Origin of the sequence: Arthrobacter sp. NA-172 (assembly GCF_043952055.1) — a bacterium.
Classification (GTDB): domain Bacteria; phylum Actinomycetota; class Actinomycetes; order Actinomycetales; family Micrococcaceae; genus Arthrobacter.
The window spans coordinates 554399-569114 of sequence record NZ_JBINOT010000003.1 but is presented as its reverse complement, the minus strand read 5'-3'; the positions used below and the strand labels follow the sequence as shown (position 1 = coordinate 569114).

The 14716-nt window shown below is 62.9% G+C and carries 17 protein-coding genes and 1 pseudogene; 5 read left to right on the top strand and 13 right to left on the bottom strand.

Annotated features, from left to right (window positions below; translation table 11 throughout):
• Positions 1 to 127: 127 nt before the first annotated feature.
• The 4 genes and pseudogenes from ACF0H6_RS16650 to ACF0H6_RS16635 all read right to left on the bottom strand — a co-directional run bounded on the left by ACF0H6_RS16650 (position 128) and on the right by ACF0H6_RS16635 (position 3223).
• Positions 128 to 418: a hypothetical protein gene (locus tag ACF0H6_RS16650; RefSeq protein ID WP_395250638.1), complete on the bottom strand. Its 291-nt coding sequence runs from the start codon at positions 416 to 418 to the stop codon at positions 128 to 130.
• Complete coding sequence (locus ACF0H6_RS16645) at positions 408 to 659, bottom strand: flagellar protein FliS (protein WP_395251343.1); 252 nt, start codon at positions 657 to 659, stop codon at positions 408 to 410. The genes ACF0H6_RS16650 and ACF0H6_RS16645 overlap by 11 nt, the downstream gene beginning before the upstream one ends.
• Before the next feature lie 193 nt (positions 660 to 852).
• A complete protein-coding gene (gene fliD, locus ACF0H6_RS16640; RefSeq protein ID WP_395250637.1) occupies positions 853 to 2247 on the bottom strand; it encodes a flagellar filament capping protein FliD in 1395 nt (464 codons plus the stop codon).
• A 108-nt stretch (positions 2248 to 2355) separates the two neighbouring features.
• Positions 2356 to 3223 (bottom strand): annotated as a pseudogene (locus ACF0H6_RS16635) (flagellin).
• A gap of 297 nt (positions 3224 to 3520) precedes the next feature.
• Here ACF0H6_RS16635 and ACF0H6_RS16630 point away from each other — a divergent pair.
• The 5 genes from ACF0H6_RS16630 to ACF0H6_RS16610 all read left to right on the top strand — a co-directional run bounded on the left by ACF0H6_RS16630 (position 3521) and on the right by ACF0H6_RS16610 (position 8641).
• Complete coding sequence (locus tag ACF0H6_RS16630) at positions 3521 to 4021, top strand: flagellar protein FlgN (RefSeq protein ID WP_395250636.1); 501 nt, start codon at positions 3521 to 3523, stop codon at positions 4019 to 4021.
• Between the two features lie 44 nt (positions 4022 to 4065).
• A complete protein-coding gene (gene flgK / locus ACF0H6_RS16625) occupies positions 4066 to 5487 on the top strand; it encodes a flagellar hook-associated protein FlgK (RefSeq protein ID WP_395250635.1) in 1422 nt (473 codons plus the stop codon).
• 3 nt (positions 5488 to 5490) lie between these two features.
• Complete coding sequence (gene flgL / locus ACF0H6_RS16620) at positions 5491 to 6378, top strand: flagellar hook-associated protein FlgL (RefSeq protein ID WP_395250634.1); 888 nt, start codon at positions 5491 to 5493, stop codon at positions 6376 to 6378.
• Complete coding sequence (locus tag ACF0H6_RS16615; RefSeq protein ID WP_395250633.1) at positions 6375 to 6761, top strand: flagellar assembly protein FliW; 387 nt, start codon at positions 6375 to 6377, stop codon at positions 6759 to 6761. The genes flgL and ACF0H6_RS16615 overlap by 4 nt, the downstream gene beginning before the upstream one ends.
• A 320-nt stretch (positions 6762 to 7081) precedes the next feature.
• Positions 7082 to 8641: an APC family permease gene (locus ACF0H6_RS16610; protein ID WP_395250632.1), complete on the top strand. Its 1560-nt coding sequence runs from the start codon at positions 7082 to 7084 to the stop codon at positions 8639 to 8641.
• Between the two features lie 82 nt (positions 8642 to 8723).
• Here ACF0H6_RS16610 and ACF0H6_RS16605 read toward each other — a convergent pair whose 3' ends face one another.
• The 9 genes from ACF0H6_RS16605 to ACF0H6_RS16565 all read right to left on the bottom strand — a co-directional run bounded on the left by ACF0H6_RS16605 (position 8724) and on the right by ACF0H6_RS16565 (position 14656).
• Positions 8724 to 9269, bottom strand: a complete 546-nt coding sequence (locus tag ACF0H6_RS16605) for a hypothetical protein (RefSeq protein ID WP_395250631.1) — start codon at positions 9267 to 9269, stop codon at positions 8724 to 8726.
• 437 nt (positions 9270 to 9706) lie between these two features.
• On the bottom strand, positions 9707 to 10009 hold the full coding sequence (locus ACF0H6_RS16600) for a DUF4193 domain-containing protein (RefSeq protein WP_028266109.1): 303 nt from the start codon (positions 10007 to 10009) through the stop codon (positions 9707 to 9709).
• A gap of 143 nt (positions 10010 to 10152) precedes the next feature.
• Positions 10153 to 10329, bottom strand: a complete 177-nt coding sequence (locus tag ACF0H6_RS16595) for a hypothetical protein (RefSeq protein WP_395250630.1) — start codon at positions 10327 to 10329, stop codon at positions 10153 to 10155.
• Positions 10330 to 10374: 45 nt separating this feature from the next.
• The gene (locus tag ACF0H6_RS16590; protein ID WP_395250629.1) at positions 10375 to 11013 is read right to left on the bottom strand and encodes a DUF6454 family protein; all 639 of its coding nucleotides are present in this window, start codon (positions 11011 to 11013) and stop codon (positions 10375 to 10377) included.
• Complete coding sequence (locus tag ACF0H6_RS16585; protein ID WP_395250628.1) at positions 10988 to 11242, bottom strand: hypothetical protein; 255 nt, start codon at positions 11240 to 11242, stop codon at positions 10988 to 10990. The genes ACF0H6_RS16590 and ACF0H6_RS16585 overlap by 26 nt, the downstream gene beginning before the upstream one ends.
• A complete protein-coding gene (locus tag ACF0H6_RS16580) occupies positions 11229 to 12275 on the bottom strand; it encodes an inositol monophosphatase family protein (protein ID WP_395250627.1) in 1047 nt (348 codons plus the stop codon). Before ACF0H6_RS16580 ends, ACF0H6_RS16585 begins: the two co-directional genes overlap by 14 nt.
• 1 nt (position 12276) lies before the next feature.
• On the bottom strand, positions 12277 to 12780 hold the full coding sequence (locus tag ACF0H6_RS16575) for a glycerophosphodiester phosphodiesterase (protein ID WP_395250626.1): 504 nt from the start codon (positions 12778 to 12780) through the stop codon (positions 12277 to 12279).
• A complete protein-coding gene (locus ACF0H6_RS16570) occupies positions 12777 to 13886 on the bottom strand; it encodes an ABC transporter ATP-binding protein (RefSeq protein WP_395250625.1) in 1110 nt (369 codons plus the stop codon). Before ACF0H6_RS16570 ends, ACF0H6_RS16575 begins: the two co-directional genes overlap by 4 nt.
• Before the next feature lie 32 nt (positions 13887 to 13918).
• Positions 13919 to 14656 (bottom strand): ABC transporter permease, encoded by a 738-nt coding sequence (locus tag ACF0H6_RS16565; RefSeq protein ID WP_395250624.1) that lies wholly within the window; start codon positions 14654 to 14656, stop codon positions 13919 to 13921.
• Positions 14657 to 14716 lie beyond the last annotated feature (60 nt).

Here is a 14716-nt window from a genome sequence, read left to right as displayed (position 1 = left end):
CTGCCTTCGCGAATAGAAGTGAAGAGGCCGATCCATGGCCGTGCATCGAGCGATCCCTGCTCGATTTCCACTATCGGCACGCGGGGGCGATCCGTTAACCGATTTGGGGATTGTTTTCTGAACCTGATCAGCCTTGAACGTCGAGGATCAACGGACGGGAGGGATTCCGGCTACCCGGGACTGTGCTGAGGGCGTCCAAGTGGGCAAGGGCGTCGCCCCGAATCTTGTCGAGGATGGTCATCGATTCCAGCTGCGCGTCGAGGAGGCGCTGCGCCCTGTCCGCCAGCTCCAGCGGCAGCGGCCCGGCATCGGCGGGAGGACTCCATGGCACAAACTCACCGTCGGAAAAGGCGGCGGCAATGTCGGTTTCCAGGCGGTTCAGGATCTCCGACCATTGCCGAATCGAATCAGCCGACACCGAGCGTGCCGTTCATCCTTGCGGTCCCGGTTGCTGCGCCCTGAACCGGCAGCTGCGAAGCTGCGTCATGCCAGCCTTGCCGAAGTGGCTCCAGGAGCACGATGCATTCCTTGGTCCGGTTGACGTCGCGGTAGATGTTGGCTCCGATCATGGCTTCCATCGCGTACTGGTAGATGCTCAGCAAGCCCGAGGCACCGTCCCACACATCGGTCTTCAGGGTGGAGGACAACTCGGTGACGATTGCCTGCGCATGCAGCAGGTTTTCGCTCGCGACACCCCAATTGGCGTTTTCCTGGGCAAATTCGGGCCCGGCCCAGATCCAGGAGGAGACGGTCGTACAGCATGGTCAGGAGCCGTGCGGGAGGGGCCGAGAGGATCGCGTCGGTGTTGTACTGGTTGAGCTGGCTGGCACGGAGGGCGGTAGCGGTCACGGTTTACTTTCCTGACGACGAGGATGAGGAAGAGGAGAGGGCGGAGATCTGGCCGGAGAGCCAGGAAGACTGTGACTTCAGGTTCCCCAGCAGGACCTCCATGTTGGTGTAGACGGCTTTGAGGGCGGTGCGGCGGTCCGCGAGCCGGGTGTCCCAGTCGGCGATCTGGGACGTCAGGTCCGACACTTCGGACTGCTGTCCCTTGATCAGCTGCGGTATGGAGCCGTTCACCGGGTCCGAGGCGTTCGTCGTGGCCGCGGCAACCCTTGTGGCGATCTGCGAAAGAGCCGATTGGGTACCGGCTGGGTCGGCCGCCATCGCCGAGGCAAACTTGGTGCTGTCGAAAGTAAATGTGCCGTCCTGTTGGATGACGACGCCGTACTCGGAGGGCGACTTACCATTCACCGGGGCTACCACCGCTTCGGTGACGGCATCGCTGGCAGCCCGGACGGAGCTGTTTCCGGTGAAGATACCGCCCTTGGCGCTGGCGACACCGGCGGCGCTTGTAGTGGTGCTCACCGCGCTGCTGGTTGCGATGTAGCCCAAGAGATCGTTCACCGAGGAGACCAGGTCGCTGGCCTTCTTTGAGATCCCGGCAGTGTCGCTTGCAACAGTGACGGTGACCGGCGAGGAGCTCACGGCAGTCGCGGTCACTGCGACTCCCGTGAGGACCTCACTGAACGTATTGCTGGACGAGGTGATGGTCTGCTGCGCGGGGGTTCCCGCATACAGGATGGCCTGTGCATCCGCCGCTGGCTTGACGATGGCAGCTGTCGGTTGTGCGAACAAGTCCGTTGCGGTCCCTGCCGTGATGTCGGCGGCGGTGCCCTGATAAGCCCGGAAGTCGCCGGACGCGCCACTCATGCTGGAGGTCAATTGCAGGCGATAGGTACCATTTCCGGCCGGGACCTTCACCGCGGTCGCCCCCCCGCCGGCGGCATTCACGGCTTTGACTACATCGTCAAGGCTCGTGGAAGCCGGAGTGATTTCGGTGGCTTTGCCGGTCTTGCCAACCAGGGTCAGGTGTGCCGGGTTGCCGGACGCGTCGGTGGGCCAGGTGGTAAAGGCCTGAGTCACACCGATCTTCGTGGAGGACAGCTGGGTCACGGTCACATCGATCGAGCCTGCGGCAGCCATAGTGGAGGCCGTGGCAGTGACGGCCGGGCTGTTTGTGGTGGCCGTGAACAGATTAGTCGCGCCGGACGCCGAGGCGGCCGAGGCCAGAGAGCCCAACACAGTCAGACGGGTGTTGAGGCTTCCCAGAGCGTTGATCATCGATTGGTCGGTGGCGACCTTGGACTGAAGTTGTTGCTGTGGCAACGCCTCAACGGCCATCAGCGAATCGATGATCGAAGTAGTGTTCAGGCCGCTGGCGAGGCCGTCAATAGATGTACCCACCGAGGGTTCCTTCCAAAGTTATGCTGCTGCGTCAACGGCCAATGGCGGCCAGACGGGTATAGGGACCCGAGCTGACCGCCACCGGCGACGATGGATCCGCGTCCGGGTTTAGCCGAGGAGCTTGAGGACGCCCTGGCCGGACTGGTTGGCCTGGGCCAACATGGCGGTGCCTGCCCTGGGCGATGATGTTGTTCTTGGTGAACTTCACCATTTCGGCGGCCATGTCGGTGTCGGCGATGTGGGACTGTGCGGCCTGGAGGTTCTCACCGGAAACGTTCAGGATGTTGATCGCGTGCGTGAGGCGGTTCTGGCTTGCACCCAGGCCGGCACGGGCGGACGAGATGCTCGCGATCTGCGTGTCCAGGCTGGCGAGCGTGGTCGTCACCGTACCGGCGTCCTTGAAGCCGTCGTTGGCGCCGCCTGCGGCGCCGGTGATGGCGGTCAGTGCCGTGTTGACAGCGGCGAGGTTGGCCGGGTTGAAATCAACGCCCACCTTGTCGTTGGCGGTCGAACCCGCGCCAATCTGCAGCGACATGACGCCGGCGGTACCGGCGGTACCGTCGAGCAGCTTGATGCCGTTGAAGTTGGTGGACGAACCGATCCGGGCCACTTCATCGGACAAGCTCTTGGCCTCGGCGTTGATCGCCCCGCGGGACGCGGCGTTGTTCGAGTCGTTACCGGCCTGGACAGCGAGGTCACGCACGCGGGCCAGGATGGAACCGACTTCGCCGAGGGCGCCTTCAGCGGTCTGGATGACCGAGATGCCGTCCTGTGCGTTACGGGCTGCGATCGCAGAACCGCTCACCTGGGACTTGAGACCCTCGGAGATGGTCAGACCGGCAGCGTCGTCCGCGGCGCGGTTGATGCGCAGGCCGCTGGAGAGCTTCTCCATCGAGCTGGACACTGCGTTCTGGGTGTTGCTGAGGTTGCGGTATGCGTTGTTAGCCATCAGGTTGTTGTTGATTGCCATGCCCATGGTGTATTCCTCCGTGATTGGGTCCGGTACTGCTCCCAGGCCATCCGTGGCCTGTCACTTTTGATTATCGGAACCGGGAAGCCGGTGGTTAGGAAAACGCGGAGGCTAATTTTGAGCCGTACTCGACGCATGGCCTCACCTCGCTTGACTGGACAAAGTTCATTGAACGTGTATTGAGAGTTACTAACGCGCAGGCGAAGGTGGTCGATAGTTGCCTTCAACGCGGTGAAGCACAGGGGAAGTGCCGAATCCGCGCGATCGCACCCATGAAACACCCGGAACTGGAGTTGACCCGACATGGCCATCCATGAACTGTCGGCCCTGCTGTGGCGAGAACGCGAGCTGCTGGATCTGCTGACGTTCAAGCTTGAGGAGGAGCAATTGCTACTCACAGCGGGCAAATCCCGCTGGTTACCGCACGGCACACGGGAAGTCGAGCAGGTACTGGAACACTTGTCCAAAGCTGGGCTTGCCCGGACAGTGGAAGTGGCGGCAGTGGCGGCGCAATGGGGTTTGCCTGCCGAATCGTCGCTTAGCGCGCTGGCTTCGGCTGCCCCTGACGAGGCCTGGGCAGACGTTCTGTCCTCGCACCTGAACGCCATGCAGCAACAGACTGCCACCATCAAGGAACTGCGTGACTCCAACGATCAGTTCTTGCGCGCGGCCGTCCGTTCCACTCAGGAAACCATGGCGGACCTGAAGCCGGCGGCCGGAACCTACGATGCCCACGGCCGGACAGGCTCCCATGGCAGCACCGGGGAATCGGCCCGATCCCGTTTTTTCGACCAGCAATTCTGAGCGAAACCCACCGGACGTAGACCGGACCACCAAAGGACAAAGCAGTGAGCACATTCGGCGGACTCAACACGGCCTACTTGGGCCTCACCGCAGCGCAGCAGGGCATCAACGTGGCCGGGCAGAACATCGCCAACGCCGGCACGGACGGTTACACGAGGCAACGCATTGAGCAATCGGCCGTCAGCGCCCCCGCCCGCACGGGACTTGTCGCGACGGGAGTCCAGGCAGGCCAAGGCGTGTCTGTCGATGGAATCGCCCGTTTGGGCAACAGCTTTCTCGACGCCGGGGTCCGTTCCACTGCTGCACAGGCCGGCTACGCCGGATACCGGTCCACCGAGCTCCAAAGCATTGAGGGGACCCTCCAGGAACCTGGTTCCGCCGGGATATCCACGGCCCTGCATACTTTCTGGTCCTCGTGGCAGGGAGTCTCCAACAACCCTGGAGCGCCTGCGCCCGCCGGCTTGCTGCTTCAGGCGGGTGCAGCGCTCGCCAATACTGTTTCGACAGGCTACAGGGCCTTGGACGCGCAGTGGACCCGCGTCCGCGGCGAAGCCCAAAGCACCGTTGCCACCCTGAACGATGCCGCAGCCCAGGTCGCCAACTTCAACGCGACCATCCGCTCCGTGACCGCTTCGGGCGGGTCCGCCAACGAGCTCATCGATGCCCGCAACAAGGTGGCTGAGACTATCTCGTCCTTGGCTGGTGGATCTGTCCGGGACAACGCCGATGGCACCGTGGATGTATTCGTCGGCGGGAATGCAATCGTCTCCGGCAGTTCGCACCGCAACCTCGCCTTGACTGGCCAAGCAACCATGGGCGCGGCCGGCTCACCAGTCCAGCTGGAGTGGGCGGACCGCCCCGGTGTGGCGGTACCGCTCGACGGCGGCAAGCTCGCCGGCGCGGTTTCCCTCCTCGCCCCGGCCGCAGCGGGAGGCGCCGGCGGGGCCATCGCCGAGGCCGCCGCGTCGTACAACGCGTTCGCTACCAAGCTCATGACTGACGTCAACGCAGTGCACCGCACCGGTCATTCCACCACCGGCGCCACCAACCTCGATTTCTTCGCGACCAGCCCCGGCACTCCCGCTGCGTTGTCCCTCAGCGTCGTCCCGACGAGTGCCGCAGGAATCGCCACCGGAGCTCCGGGCTCCGGCGCCCTCGACGGCAGCATTGCGGACTCCCTCTCCCAAATCGGCGTCGGGCCCGGTTCCCCGGACTCCATGTGGTCCGGGATCGTCACCGGGATCGGCACGGCGTCGCGCTCGGCACAGCAGCACCAGCAGCTAGCCGACGCGGCGAGCACGGCCGCCGTCGGGCAGCGTTCCTCAGGATCCTCCGTCAGCCTCGACGAGGAGAACATCAGCCTCCTCACCAACCAACACGCCTACCAGGCGGCCGCCCGGGCAATGACCGCCGTGGACGAGACCCTCGATGTCCTGATCAATCACACCGGATTGGTGGGAAGGTAACCCATGCTGAACCGAGTCACCACGCAGACAATGGCTGCTACCGCGCAACTGAATCTTCAGGCGGGTCAGGCGAAGCTCGCTGCCCTGCAAGAGAAGGCCAGCAACCTCACGAACATCACCCGGCCGTCCGACGATCCGGCCGGGCTGGCGAATGCCTTGGCCGTGCGGGGACAGATCAGCGCCGCCGGGCAGTATTCGAATAACATCAATGGCGGCAATGGCTGGCTGACCACGGCGGACGCTGCCCTGGGCCAGGCGACCAACGTCCTCAACCGCATCCGCGACCTCACCGTGCAGGCCTCCAACGGCACGCTCAACGACACCGCCAAGGAGGCGATCGCCGTCGAAATCGAAGGGCTCAACAAGGATCTCCTGAGTAGCGCGAACACGCAGTACCTCGGCCGCAACGTTTTTGCGGGAAACTCGGATTCAGCTGGAGCATTCAGCAACGCCACTCCCCCAGTGTTCAACGGAACGCCCGGAGGGGGCGTTCAACGGCGGATTGACGCGACGCAGACCGTGCGGGTAGACGCCGACGGCGGCGCGATCTTCGGTGACGGCGCCTCCTCGGTTTTCGCTTTGGTGAGCAACGTCGTCGCGGATATCCGCTCCGGGGCGGATGTCAGCAGCCGTTTGACGGCAATCGGTGACAAGATCAAGTCCGTGATCAACGGTCGCGCGGACGTCGGAGCACGGCAGACCAAGCTGATGAGCGCCCAGAACTCCGTGGACGGGCTGAAGGCCTCGCTTGAGGTACAGCGTTCGAATATCGAAGACGCTGACATGGGAAAGGTTGTCATGGACTTGAAACTGCAGGAAACCAATTACCAGGTTGCCCTGGCGGTCACCGCCAAGACGCTCCAACCGACGCTGATGGACTTCCTGAAATGAGTACTGCGCAAGCAGCCCGCGAGCTGAGCTTCACCGCGCCGATGCCGGGCCTGGAAACCGCGGAGGGATTCGCCTTGCGGGGAATCGATGGCGCCCCGGGACTCTACGCGCTGGAGTCCGCCAGCCCCCGCATCCGGATGTTCCTGGCAGATGCCGCCGTCTATGTTCCGGACTACGCCCCGGCCATTCCCGGCTCGACGCTGGAGGATCTCGGCCTGGAGGCGACTGAATTGGCAACCACGCTGGTGGTGGTCAACCCGACCCTTGAAAAGACCACGGTCAACCTCGCGGCGCCCATCGTCTTGAACCCGGAAACCGGGCGTTGCACCCAGCTTGTCCTGGACGGCAGGGAGTACTCCCTGCGGGCCGAGCTCAGTGCCTGAGTAGCCCACTCCCCCTTTGCTTGCACCCGGTGCTCGCTCGCTTTGAGGCCGTTTCCGGCAGACGCTCGCTCGGATAATCCGCCACAAACCAAAATTTTTTGGCCAAACCACTTGTGTCGGGGCTTCTCCACGTCCATACTAAATGAACGTCATTCATTTAGTGACTCCTGTCTCACCGGAGAGCAAGCCACCATGAACTACCCCACCGGCCCGGGCGCCCCCACCGTCGCCGCCCGCCACCAGTTTTCGATGACCCCATTGCCGGCTTCCAGTGCAGCATCCAGCAATAACTTTCGGTCCATCTAGAAAGAGCCAAGCACATGACTCAAGTAATCCGCCCAAGCGCTACCGCGGGGGCCAACGATCCAGCCGGCACCGAACACGGCATCAGCGGCAAAGGACTCAAGACAGGGCAGCTGGGGCTCCTCGCCGTCGTCGTCCTTGGCGTTTCCTCGGTTGCGCCCGCCTACAGCCTGACCAGCTCCCTGGGTCCGGCAGTGAACGCGGTGGGCCTGCAGTTGCCCGCAATCTTCATCGTGGCGTTCATCCCGATGATCCTCGTGGCATTCGCCTACCGGGAGCTCAACGCAGACTCACCTGACAGCGGCACCACCTTCACCTGGGCCACCAAGGCGTTCGGCCCCTTCATCGGCTGGATGGGCGGCTGGGGCCTCCTAGCGGCAAACATCATTGTCCTGTCCAACCTGGCAGGGGTCGCGGTGGACTTCTTCTACCTCTTCCTCGCCCAGGTTTTCGGCAATCCCGATCTTGCCGACCTCACCTCCAACAAGGCATTGAACATCGCCACCTGTCTGGCCTTCGTGGCCTTGGCCGTCTGGGTCAGCTACCGGGGCCTGCACGCCACCAAACTGGTGCAGTACGCCATGGTGGGGTTCCAGGTAGTGGTCTTGGGCGTCTTCGTCATCATGGCGCTCACCCACGCAGCTTCGGGTGACACCCCCACTGCGCTGGCGTTCAGCTGGGACTGGTTCAACCCCACGAAGATCAGCAGTTTCGAGCAATTCGCCGCCGGAATGTCCCTGGCAGTCTTTGTCTACTGGGGCTGGGATGTCTGCCTGACGGTCAACGAAGAGACCAAAGGTGGAAAGGGCACAGCTGGCAAGGCAGGCACGACGACGGCGATTGCCGTGCTGGGGCTCTACATTGCGGTGATCGTGGCCACCATGATGGTCGCTGGGATCGGCGGCGACGGGATCGGGCTCAACAACCCGGACAACCAGTCCAACATCTTTGCCGCCCTTGCCTCGCCTGTCATGGGTCCGCTGGCCATCCTGATGTCGTTGGCCGTACTCTCGGGCACCGCTTCTTCGCTGCAGTCCACCATGGCCTCCCCTGCCCGCAGCCTTCTGGCCATGGGTCACTACGGCGCACTGCCGCACCGTTTCTCCACCGTGAGCAAGCGCTTCGGTTCCCCGGGGTTCGCCACCATCGTGGCCGGCGCAATCTCCGGCGGGTTTTACGCCATCATGAAGGTGGTCAGCGAAAACGTCCTGAACGACACCATCCTGGCGCTGGGCTTGATGATCTGCTTCTACTACGGGATGACTGCGTTTGCCTGCGCATGGTACTTCCGGCACAGCGTGTTCAGCAGCGTGCGCAACTTCTTCATGCGTCTGCTCTTCCCGGTGGTTGGCGGGGTGGTTCTCACGCTGGTCTTCATCCAAACGGCAGTGGACAGCTGGTCCCCGAACTTTGGCAGCGGTTCTGAAATCTTTGGCGTCGGCTTGGTGTTCATCATCGGCATCGGCATTCTCGCCCTCGGCGCGGTGGTCATGGTCATCATGGCCCGCGTCCGGCCCGGGTTCTTCCGCGGCGAAACTCTTCGCAAGGACACCCCGGCCCTCGTGGTACCTGAGTAGCACCGACCACACGCACAGAAGCCCTGTTCCGGGAATTTCCCGGTGCAGGGCTTCTGCGTGTGTTCGAGCCGCCAGCCGCGCCTCACCACATATGGGCGACATCGATCACCAGGCGCGATCCTGTTCCGGGGCCAGCCAGCGCGAAGACCCTGAAGGGGAGCCTGGCACGGACACCGAGGCCAAGGCTGGTGTAGCCCTCGAAGCTGCCGGCGTACGCCACTTCCCGGAAGGTTTTGTACCCCGCGACGTTTGTCAGTTCACTCTTGTCGGCCGGGTTGTACGTGGCGTTCCCGGCGGAGTTGTAGGCCGGAGCATTGACCGTGAGCTGGAGGAACGCGTTGCCACTGAGCGCAACAGGAAGTCCCGAGCCGTCCTGCAGTACTTGCGGAACGTACCGGATTGAATAGCCGCCAACGGTGCCGTTCAAGTCAATCACCAGACGGTCAAAACAGGGTTGCTGGCCGGTCCGGACGTTGACAATTTGCGCCTGGGTCAGGGCGGGGGCGGACTTTGCCAACGATCCCCAGAGGATTCCGCAATACGGGGCTGCCGAGGCAGTCCCTGGTGCCACGAGACCAAGCCCGGCAGCCACTAGCAAGGCTGCCAACCACACGTGAAACTTTCTCACTTGGGCCACTCCCCTTGAGTGTTCGAGCGAATCGATACCTCAAGCGTAGGAGCGTCGGGGTCCTTTCGGGGACTCCGTATCCGCTTCGGCGCCCAACTGTTAGGGGATCGAGTTATGGGTCACGGAGTCGCCATCGAGCGGCCCGATTTCAGCGGTTTTCCGAGGTCCCGGCGCTGCTCCGCGCCTCCGTTTGTTATTCCGGATAACGACGCCGGAGGCCGCCGTGCGCAGCCACCTGACGATCAGCGCGCCGTCCTGACCCTCTTTGGATTCGGAAAGCGCTTACGACACGGCGCGCCGCGTCCACGCGCCACCAATTGGGGGCAAAGAGGGTCGTAAAGGACTGGGACTTCGCGATGCCAAGTACGCAAAAGCCCCACCCGACTGGTTTTGGTGTTGCTGGTTCCCAGTCTGGCGGGGCTGCTTTGCGCGCGGGTCTAGCCTTCGCAGTCGCGGCAGTACTTCAGGCCGTTCTTTTCCAGTGCAATCTGCGATCGGTGACGGACCAAGAAACACGATGAACACGTAAATTCATCGGACTGCTCCGGGACAACGATGACGGTCAGTTCTTCGCCGGACAAATCGGCGCCGGGAAGGTCAATGCCCTCGGCTGTATCGTTCTCGTCGACGTCGATGACGGCAGTCTGGGCACCGGAGCCGCGCGACGCCTGCAGGGCCTCGAGCGATTCGGCGGGAGACTCTTCTTCGGTCTTGCGTGGGGCGTCGTAATCGGTAGCCATTGATGTGTTCACTTTCGTTGCTGCATAGTGCCATTTCAGGCACCTCAGTGAAGCAGTTTAGGGCATAGTACACGCCATCAACGAATAGTGTGTCCAACAAGACATTTAGCTACCCGGGACCCCCGGAATCTCAAGGGTTCCGGCTACTCGTCACGCCTGATTTTCCGGGCTTGTGCATCGGCAATGGCCATACCGCTGAGAGCCGGAAGCCAGCCGTACCGGGTGGCTTCAGTGGCCCCGGAGGCCCCCAGTTCAGCCGCCTCATAGAAGTAGGCGGCCTCGAGCCAGGCACTGACCTTGGACATGATGGATACGATCATGCGGCCACGCTATCCGCGCCCAGTTCTCGACCCGTTTCCGGACTGTCACAGCAGTGTTAAAATGATTCGGTAACTCAGTATCCGGGTTCCGCCGGCGTCGTCGCCGTCGTCGGGCGCCGCGTGAAGCAGGAGCCCGGATGAACTTGCGGTGACGGTAACCGGGTTGCGGGTGATGACATGGCCGGCCTTGCTGAACACGCTGACGGGGACGTCCCGCGTGATTCGTTGCCGCAATGGCTCCATGAGGGCCAGTCCCCCGAGTTCAAGGAACGTGCCATCAGACCGGGGCAGTAACGAAATCCCGCTGCACAACAAGAGGCCCGGACCAAGAAGCTGGGCATCCTGATAATCGACGAAGTGGCCGGGGTTCTCCCACGTGTCCACCAGGCGGCCCTCGGTGTCCCAGGTGTAGAACTGCCGGGAACCCCAGCTTCCGCCGAAGACGAAGTCCAGCCAGGGATCGCGGAGAATCCATCCGATGTGATCATCCACCCGGAACCGCTCCCGCACCTCGAAGCTGTCCGGATCGATCGTATAGACGATGCTACTGCTCTCGGCCCGGTATTCCGCCACCGAAACCCACACCTGGGAGCCGTCGTAATCGATTCCACCCGGGTGGTACACGGCGTCCTCGCCAAGCAGGATATCGCGGAGCAACTCACCGCCGCCCCCGAGGACAAACACGTGGCCGCTCCCCTGCCCGGGGCTGCGCAAGGCCGGGTCCGCGGCGGGCCTCGGGCGGATCGAGGATCTCCACGGACGACAGGAACGTCAGTCCCTTCGCGAACGCCATGCCTTGCGGGTGGTAAGTCGGAAAGTCGAGGTGGACTTCCCGAAGCAATTCGAAGCGGCTTCGCCGGTCAAGGGTGGAAACGGCGTCGGCAAGCGAACCCAGCCCCTCATTCGCCGGCATCTGCACGTGCCTGAATCCAGAGTTCATGGAGTTCGCCAGAATGCTCCGGACGGGCGGCCAGCACACCGCCTTGTTCGGGGAACATGTCCATCTCACCGGCGGAGTTGAGGACAACGCCGCCGGCCTCGTGAACAATGAGGGTCGCCGCGAGGTGGTCGATCGGGCTGAAGCCGCCGATGACGGCTCCGGCGCCGCGTCCGGCGGCAATGCCCACCACCGTCATGGTCGCCGATCCCATGATCCGCATGATGCTATGCCTCTTACCGAGCGCATCCAAGAGTTCCAGCATTCCGGGCCACGGCAGATGTCCGGCAAGTTCCGTTGCCACCACCGTTCCAGCCAAGAGAGCTTCCGCAGGGGCCCCATCAGAAGCAAGAGACAGCTTCCGGCCGTTCAGGCGCGCTCCCCAGCCAACCACAGCTTCGAAAATCTCGCCTCGCCAAGGATCTGCGACAACAGCCACTGCCGGATTGCGGTCCACGGCCAGGGCTAACGAGAACGCCGTCCAGGGAATCTGGTTTACATAGTTCGTGGTTCCGTCGACCGGGTCGAGGTACCAGCACGGCGCGCCGGGCACCGCGACGCCACCCATTTCTTCGCCCACCACCGTGTGGCCCGGGAGCCGTGCCGCGATCACTTCGCGGACATAACGCTCGACGGCGACATCGACTTCCGTGACCAGGTCGGCGGGGTGAGCCTTGACCGAAACCTCCCCGCGTTCGGCGTCGCGCATGTACCCGATGACCCATTCGGCGAGTTCAAGCGCGACCTTGCGGGATTCGAGAATCTCATCCCCGGCCAACGTCCTTGGCCCTTGGGCCGATTTCCACGTTTCGGAATCTTCGGCGATGGTGCTTTGAAGGAGATCCAGCTGATTGCTGGTAATCGAATCGACGCCGAGTCCAAGTGCCCACCGCATGGACTCGAGATTGTCCACGGTCCAGCATGCAACCTTGATCCCTGAGGCGTGGATCTGCTTTACCAGATCATTGCTGAGGACCACGTACTCCGAATTGACGAACTCGGGGTTCAACTCAGCCAGCGAGGTCTGCCGGCGGAGCGACCCTCTTGTTCCACGGCAGCCAGATCCGGGCTGCCGGGTCAAGGGTGCGGATGATCCTCATCCCGTCCAGGTTTCCGCACCAGGACACCTCTACACCGCTTGCCCGGACGACGGCGGCAGCCGCTTCTGCGGGGCCCTGTTCCTCCATGTCGATAAGCAGGGTGGACCGGCCATCGCGGAAGAGCTCGAGCACATCCGAGAGCAGTGGGACGCGTTCTTCCCCCGCACCCAACTGGCTGATCCGCTCATAGTCGATGTCTCCGGCGTCGGAGTCCAGGCCCCAGATCCTGAGCAGGGAAGCGTCGTGCAGCAGGATTACCTGCCCGTCCTTCGTGACGCGGACATCCACTTCCACGAGGTCCGCCCCGGCCTCGATGGCCGAGCTGATGGCTGGGAGCGTGTTTTCCAGAAAGTTGCTCGAGTCCCCGCGGTGAGCCGTCGCGCGGGTCTTTTCCGTCGAGGCGATGCGGCTCAACGTGCCGCTCCCGCCTCGGCTACCAGCCGTCCGTCCCTGAAAGTCATGGCCTTGCGTATTGCCGCGTATGTTTGCTGGCCCGGCCGCATGATCTCACCGGTGACAAAACTGCGAAGCTGGGCGTCGGCGCGACGCAAGTACACCTCCTGGAAATGTCCGCGCGGGACCACCCTCTCGACAGTCGCCGGGAGCGCACCGGCGAAGGGCGAATCACCCAGGATGACGTCCTCGGGTCGGATCCCGAGAATGTCCGGGCCCGCGGTGATGACACCGTCGTGAAAGCGGCCTTCCACCCGGTTCATGCTGCCGATGAAGGTGGCAACAAACTCCGTTTCCGGCCGGGCATAGAGCGCTTCCGGGGTGCTGTACTGTTCGATCCTGCCCGCATTCATGACGGCGATCCGATCGGACATGGACATCGCTTCTTCCTGGTCATGCGTGACAATGACCGTTGTGATGCCCAACTCCTGTTGGATGTTACGGATGTCTTCGCGCACTTTGACACGCAGTTTCGCATCCAGGTTGCTCAGCGGCTCATCTAGGAGCAAGAGCTTCGGTTCCTGGACCAACGCCCGAGCCAATGCCACGCGCTGCTGCTCGCCACCGGAAATGCGGGCAGGCTTGGAATCTTTGTGGTGCAACAGGCTGACCAACTCCAGCACGGCGTCAACCTTGGCCTGGATGGCCGGCTTGGACATCTTCCGTAACTTCAGCGGGAAGCCGACGTTCTTGGCAACGGTCATATGGGGCCACAGCGCGTAGTTTTGAAACACCATCGCGCTGGGCCGGTTCTCGGCGCCAAGGTGGGAGACTTCCTGGCCTTCCACCTCGATGGAGCCGGAATCGGGTTCCAGGAAACCGGCGATCATGCGAAGGGTAGTTGTCTTGCCGCAACCGGAAGGCCCCAGAAGTGACACTAGTTCCCCTTCTTTGACGGCCAGATCCAGGTTGTCAATGATCGTGCGGCCGCCAAGGACCTTGTGCAGGCCGCGGATGTTGAGGCCTCCGTTGGAGAGTGTCGGACCGTCAGGGGCCGCGGGGGCGTTGTCACTGGCAGCTGGCCGGTCGTGGAGCTCCGCGCTGGTGAGGGATTCATGGGTTGTCATGGGTTCTCTGTCTGACGTTGAGCGCAAGGGCGCTATTTGATCTGGAAGCCTTCGGCGAGCTGGCCACCGAGGATGTGTTTGTGCGCCGCGAGCATGAGGGCGACGGAGGGGATGGCCAGCAGAATGGAGAAGACGGCGGCCACCTGCGTGGGGTAGTTCAGCACCAGGCTGTACATCTGGGTGGGCATGGTCATGAAGGCCGGCGCACCTACCAAATACGTTCCTTGCGCTTCGTCGAAGGACGCCAGGAACGACATCACAGCTGCGACGATAATCCCCGGCAGTGCCATAGGGAGAGTCACTGAAGCGAACACGCGCAATTTGGAGGCTCCGGCGTCGCGCGCTGCTTCTTCCAGGTTGCGCGGCACCGCAGCGAACGCTGCCGCCGGGATCCACGTCATGAAGACCACCGTTCCCAGCACGTGCACCACCAGGATTCCCAGCACGCTGTTCATCAGGTTCAACGCGTAGAAGAGCGCCGCAAGAGTGACAAACAACCCCATCTTGGGGAAGGCATTGGTCGCGAACAGGCTGATCAGGAAGAAACGCCGTCCCGGGAAATCAAAGCGGGCGAACGCGTAGGCCGCCGGCAAGCAAATGATGGCGGAAACGAGCACTGTCAGCGGCGCGAAGAACAAGGAGTTCTGCACTGCGACGCCGAGCGCGCCGTCGTTGATGACAACCTGCCACCAGCGCAGGGTCCAATCATCGGGAAGAAGGTTGGGGAAGGTCCAATTACCGGCGAAGGCACGGACGCCGAGCCAGAGCAAGGGGCCAGGATGAAAACGACCATGAGCGCCACGAACAGGCCCACCAGCGCACTGCGGATG

Bases quoted from the DNA above. Each gene is read 5' to 3' on its own strand.
- ACF0H6_RS16630 (WP_395250636.1), top strand. From the start codon at position 3,521: ATGGCCATCCATGAACTGTCGGCCCTGCTGTGGCGAGAACGCGAGCTG.
- ACF0H6_RS16570 (WP_395250625.1), bottom strand. From the start codon at position 13,886: ATGACAACCCATGAATCCCTCACCAGCGCGGAGCTCCACGACCGGCCA.
- ACF0H6_RS16595 (WP_395250630.1), bottom strand. From the start codon at position 10,329: ATGATCGTATCCATCATGTCCAAGGTCAGTGCCTGGCTCGAGGCCGCC.
- ACF0H6_RS16585 (WP_395250628.1), bottom strand. From the start codon at position 11,242: ATGCCGGCGAATGAGGGGCTGGGTTCGCTTGCCGACGCCGTTTCCACC.
- ACF0H6_RS16610 (WP_395250632.1), top strand. From the start codon at position 7,082: ATGACTCAAGTAATCCGCCCAAGCGCTACCGCGGGGGCCAACGATCCA.
- flgL (WP_395250634.1), top strand. From the start codon at position 5,491: ATGCTGAACCGAGTCACCACGCAGACAATGGCTGCTACCGCGCAACTG.
- ACF0H6_RS16615 (WP_395250633.1), top strand. From the start codon at position 6,375: ATGAGTACTGCGCAAGCAGCCCGCGAGCTGAGCTTCACCGCGCCGATG.
- ACF0H6_RS16600 (WP_028266109.1), bottom strand. From the start codon at position 10,009: ATGGCTACCGATTACGACGCCCCACGCAAGACCGAAGAAGAGTCTCCC.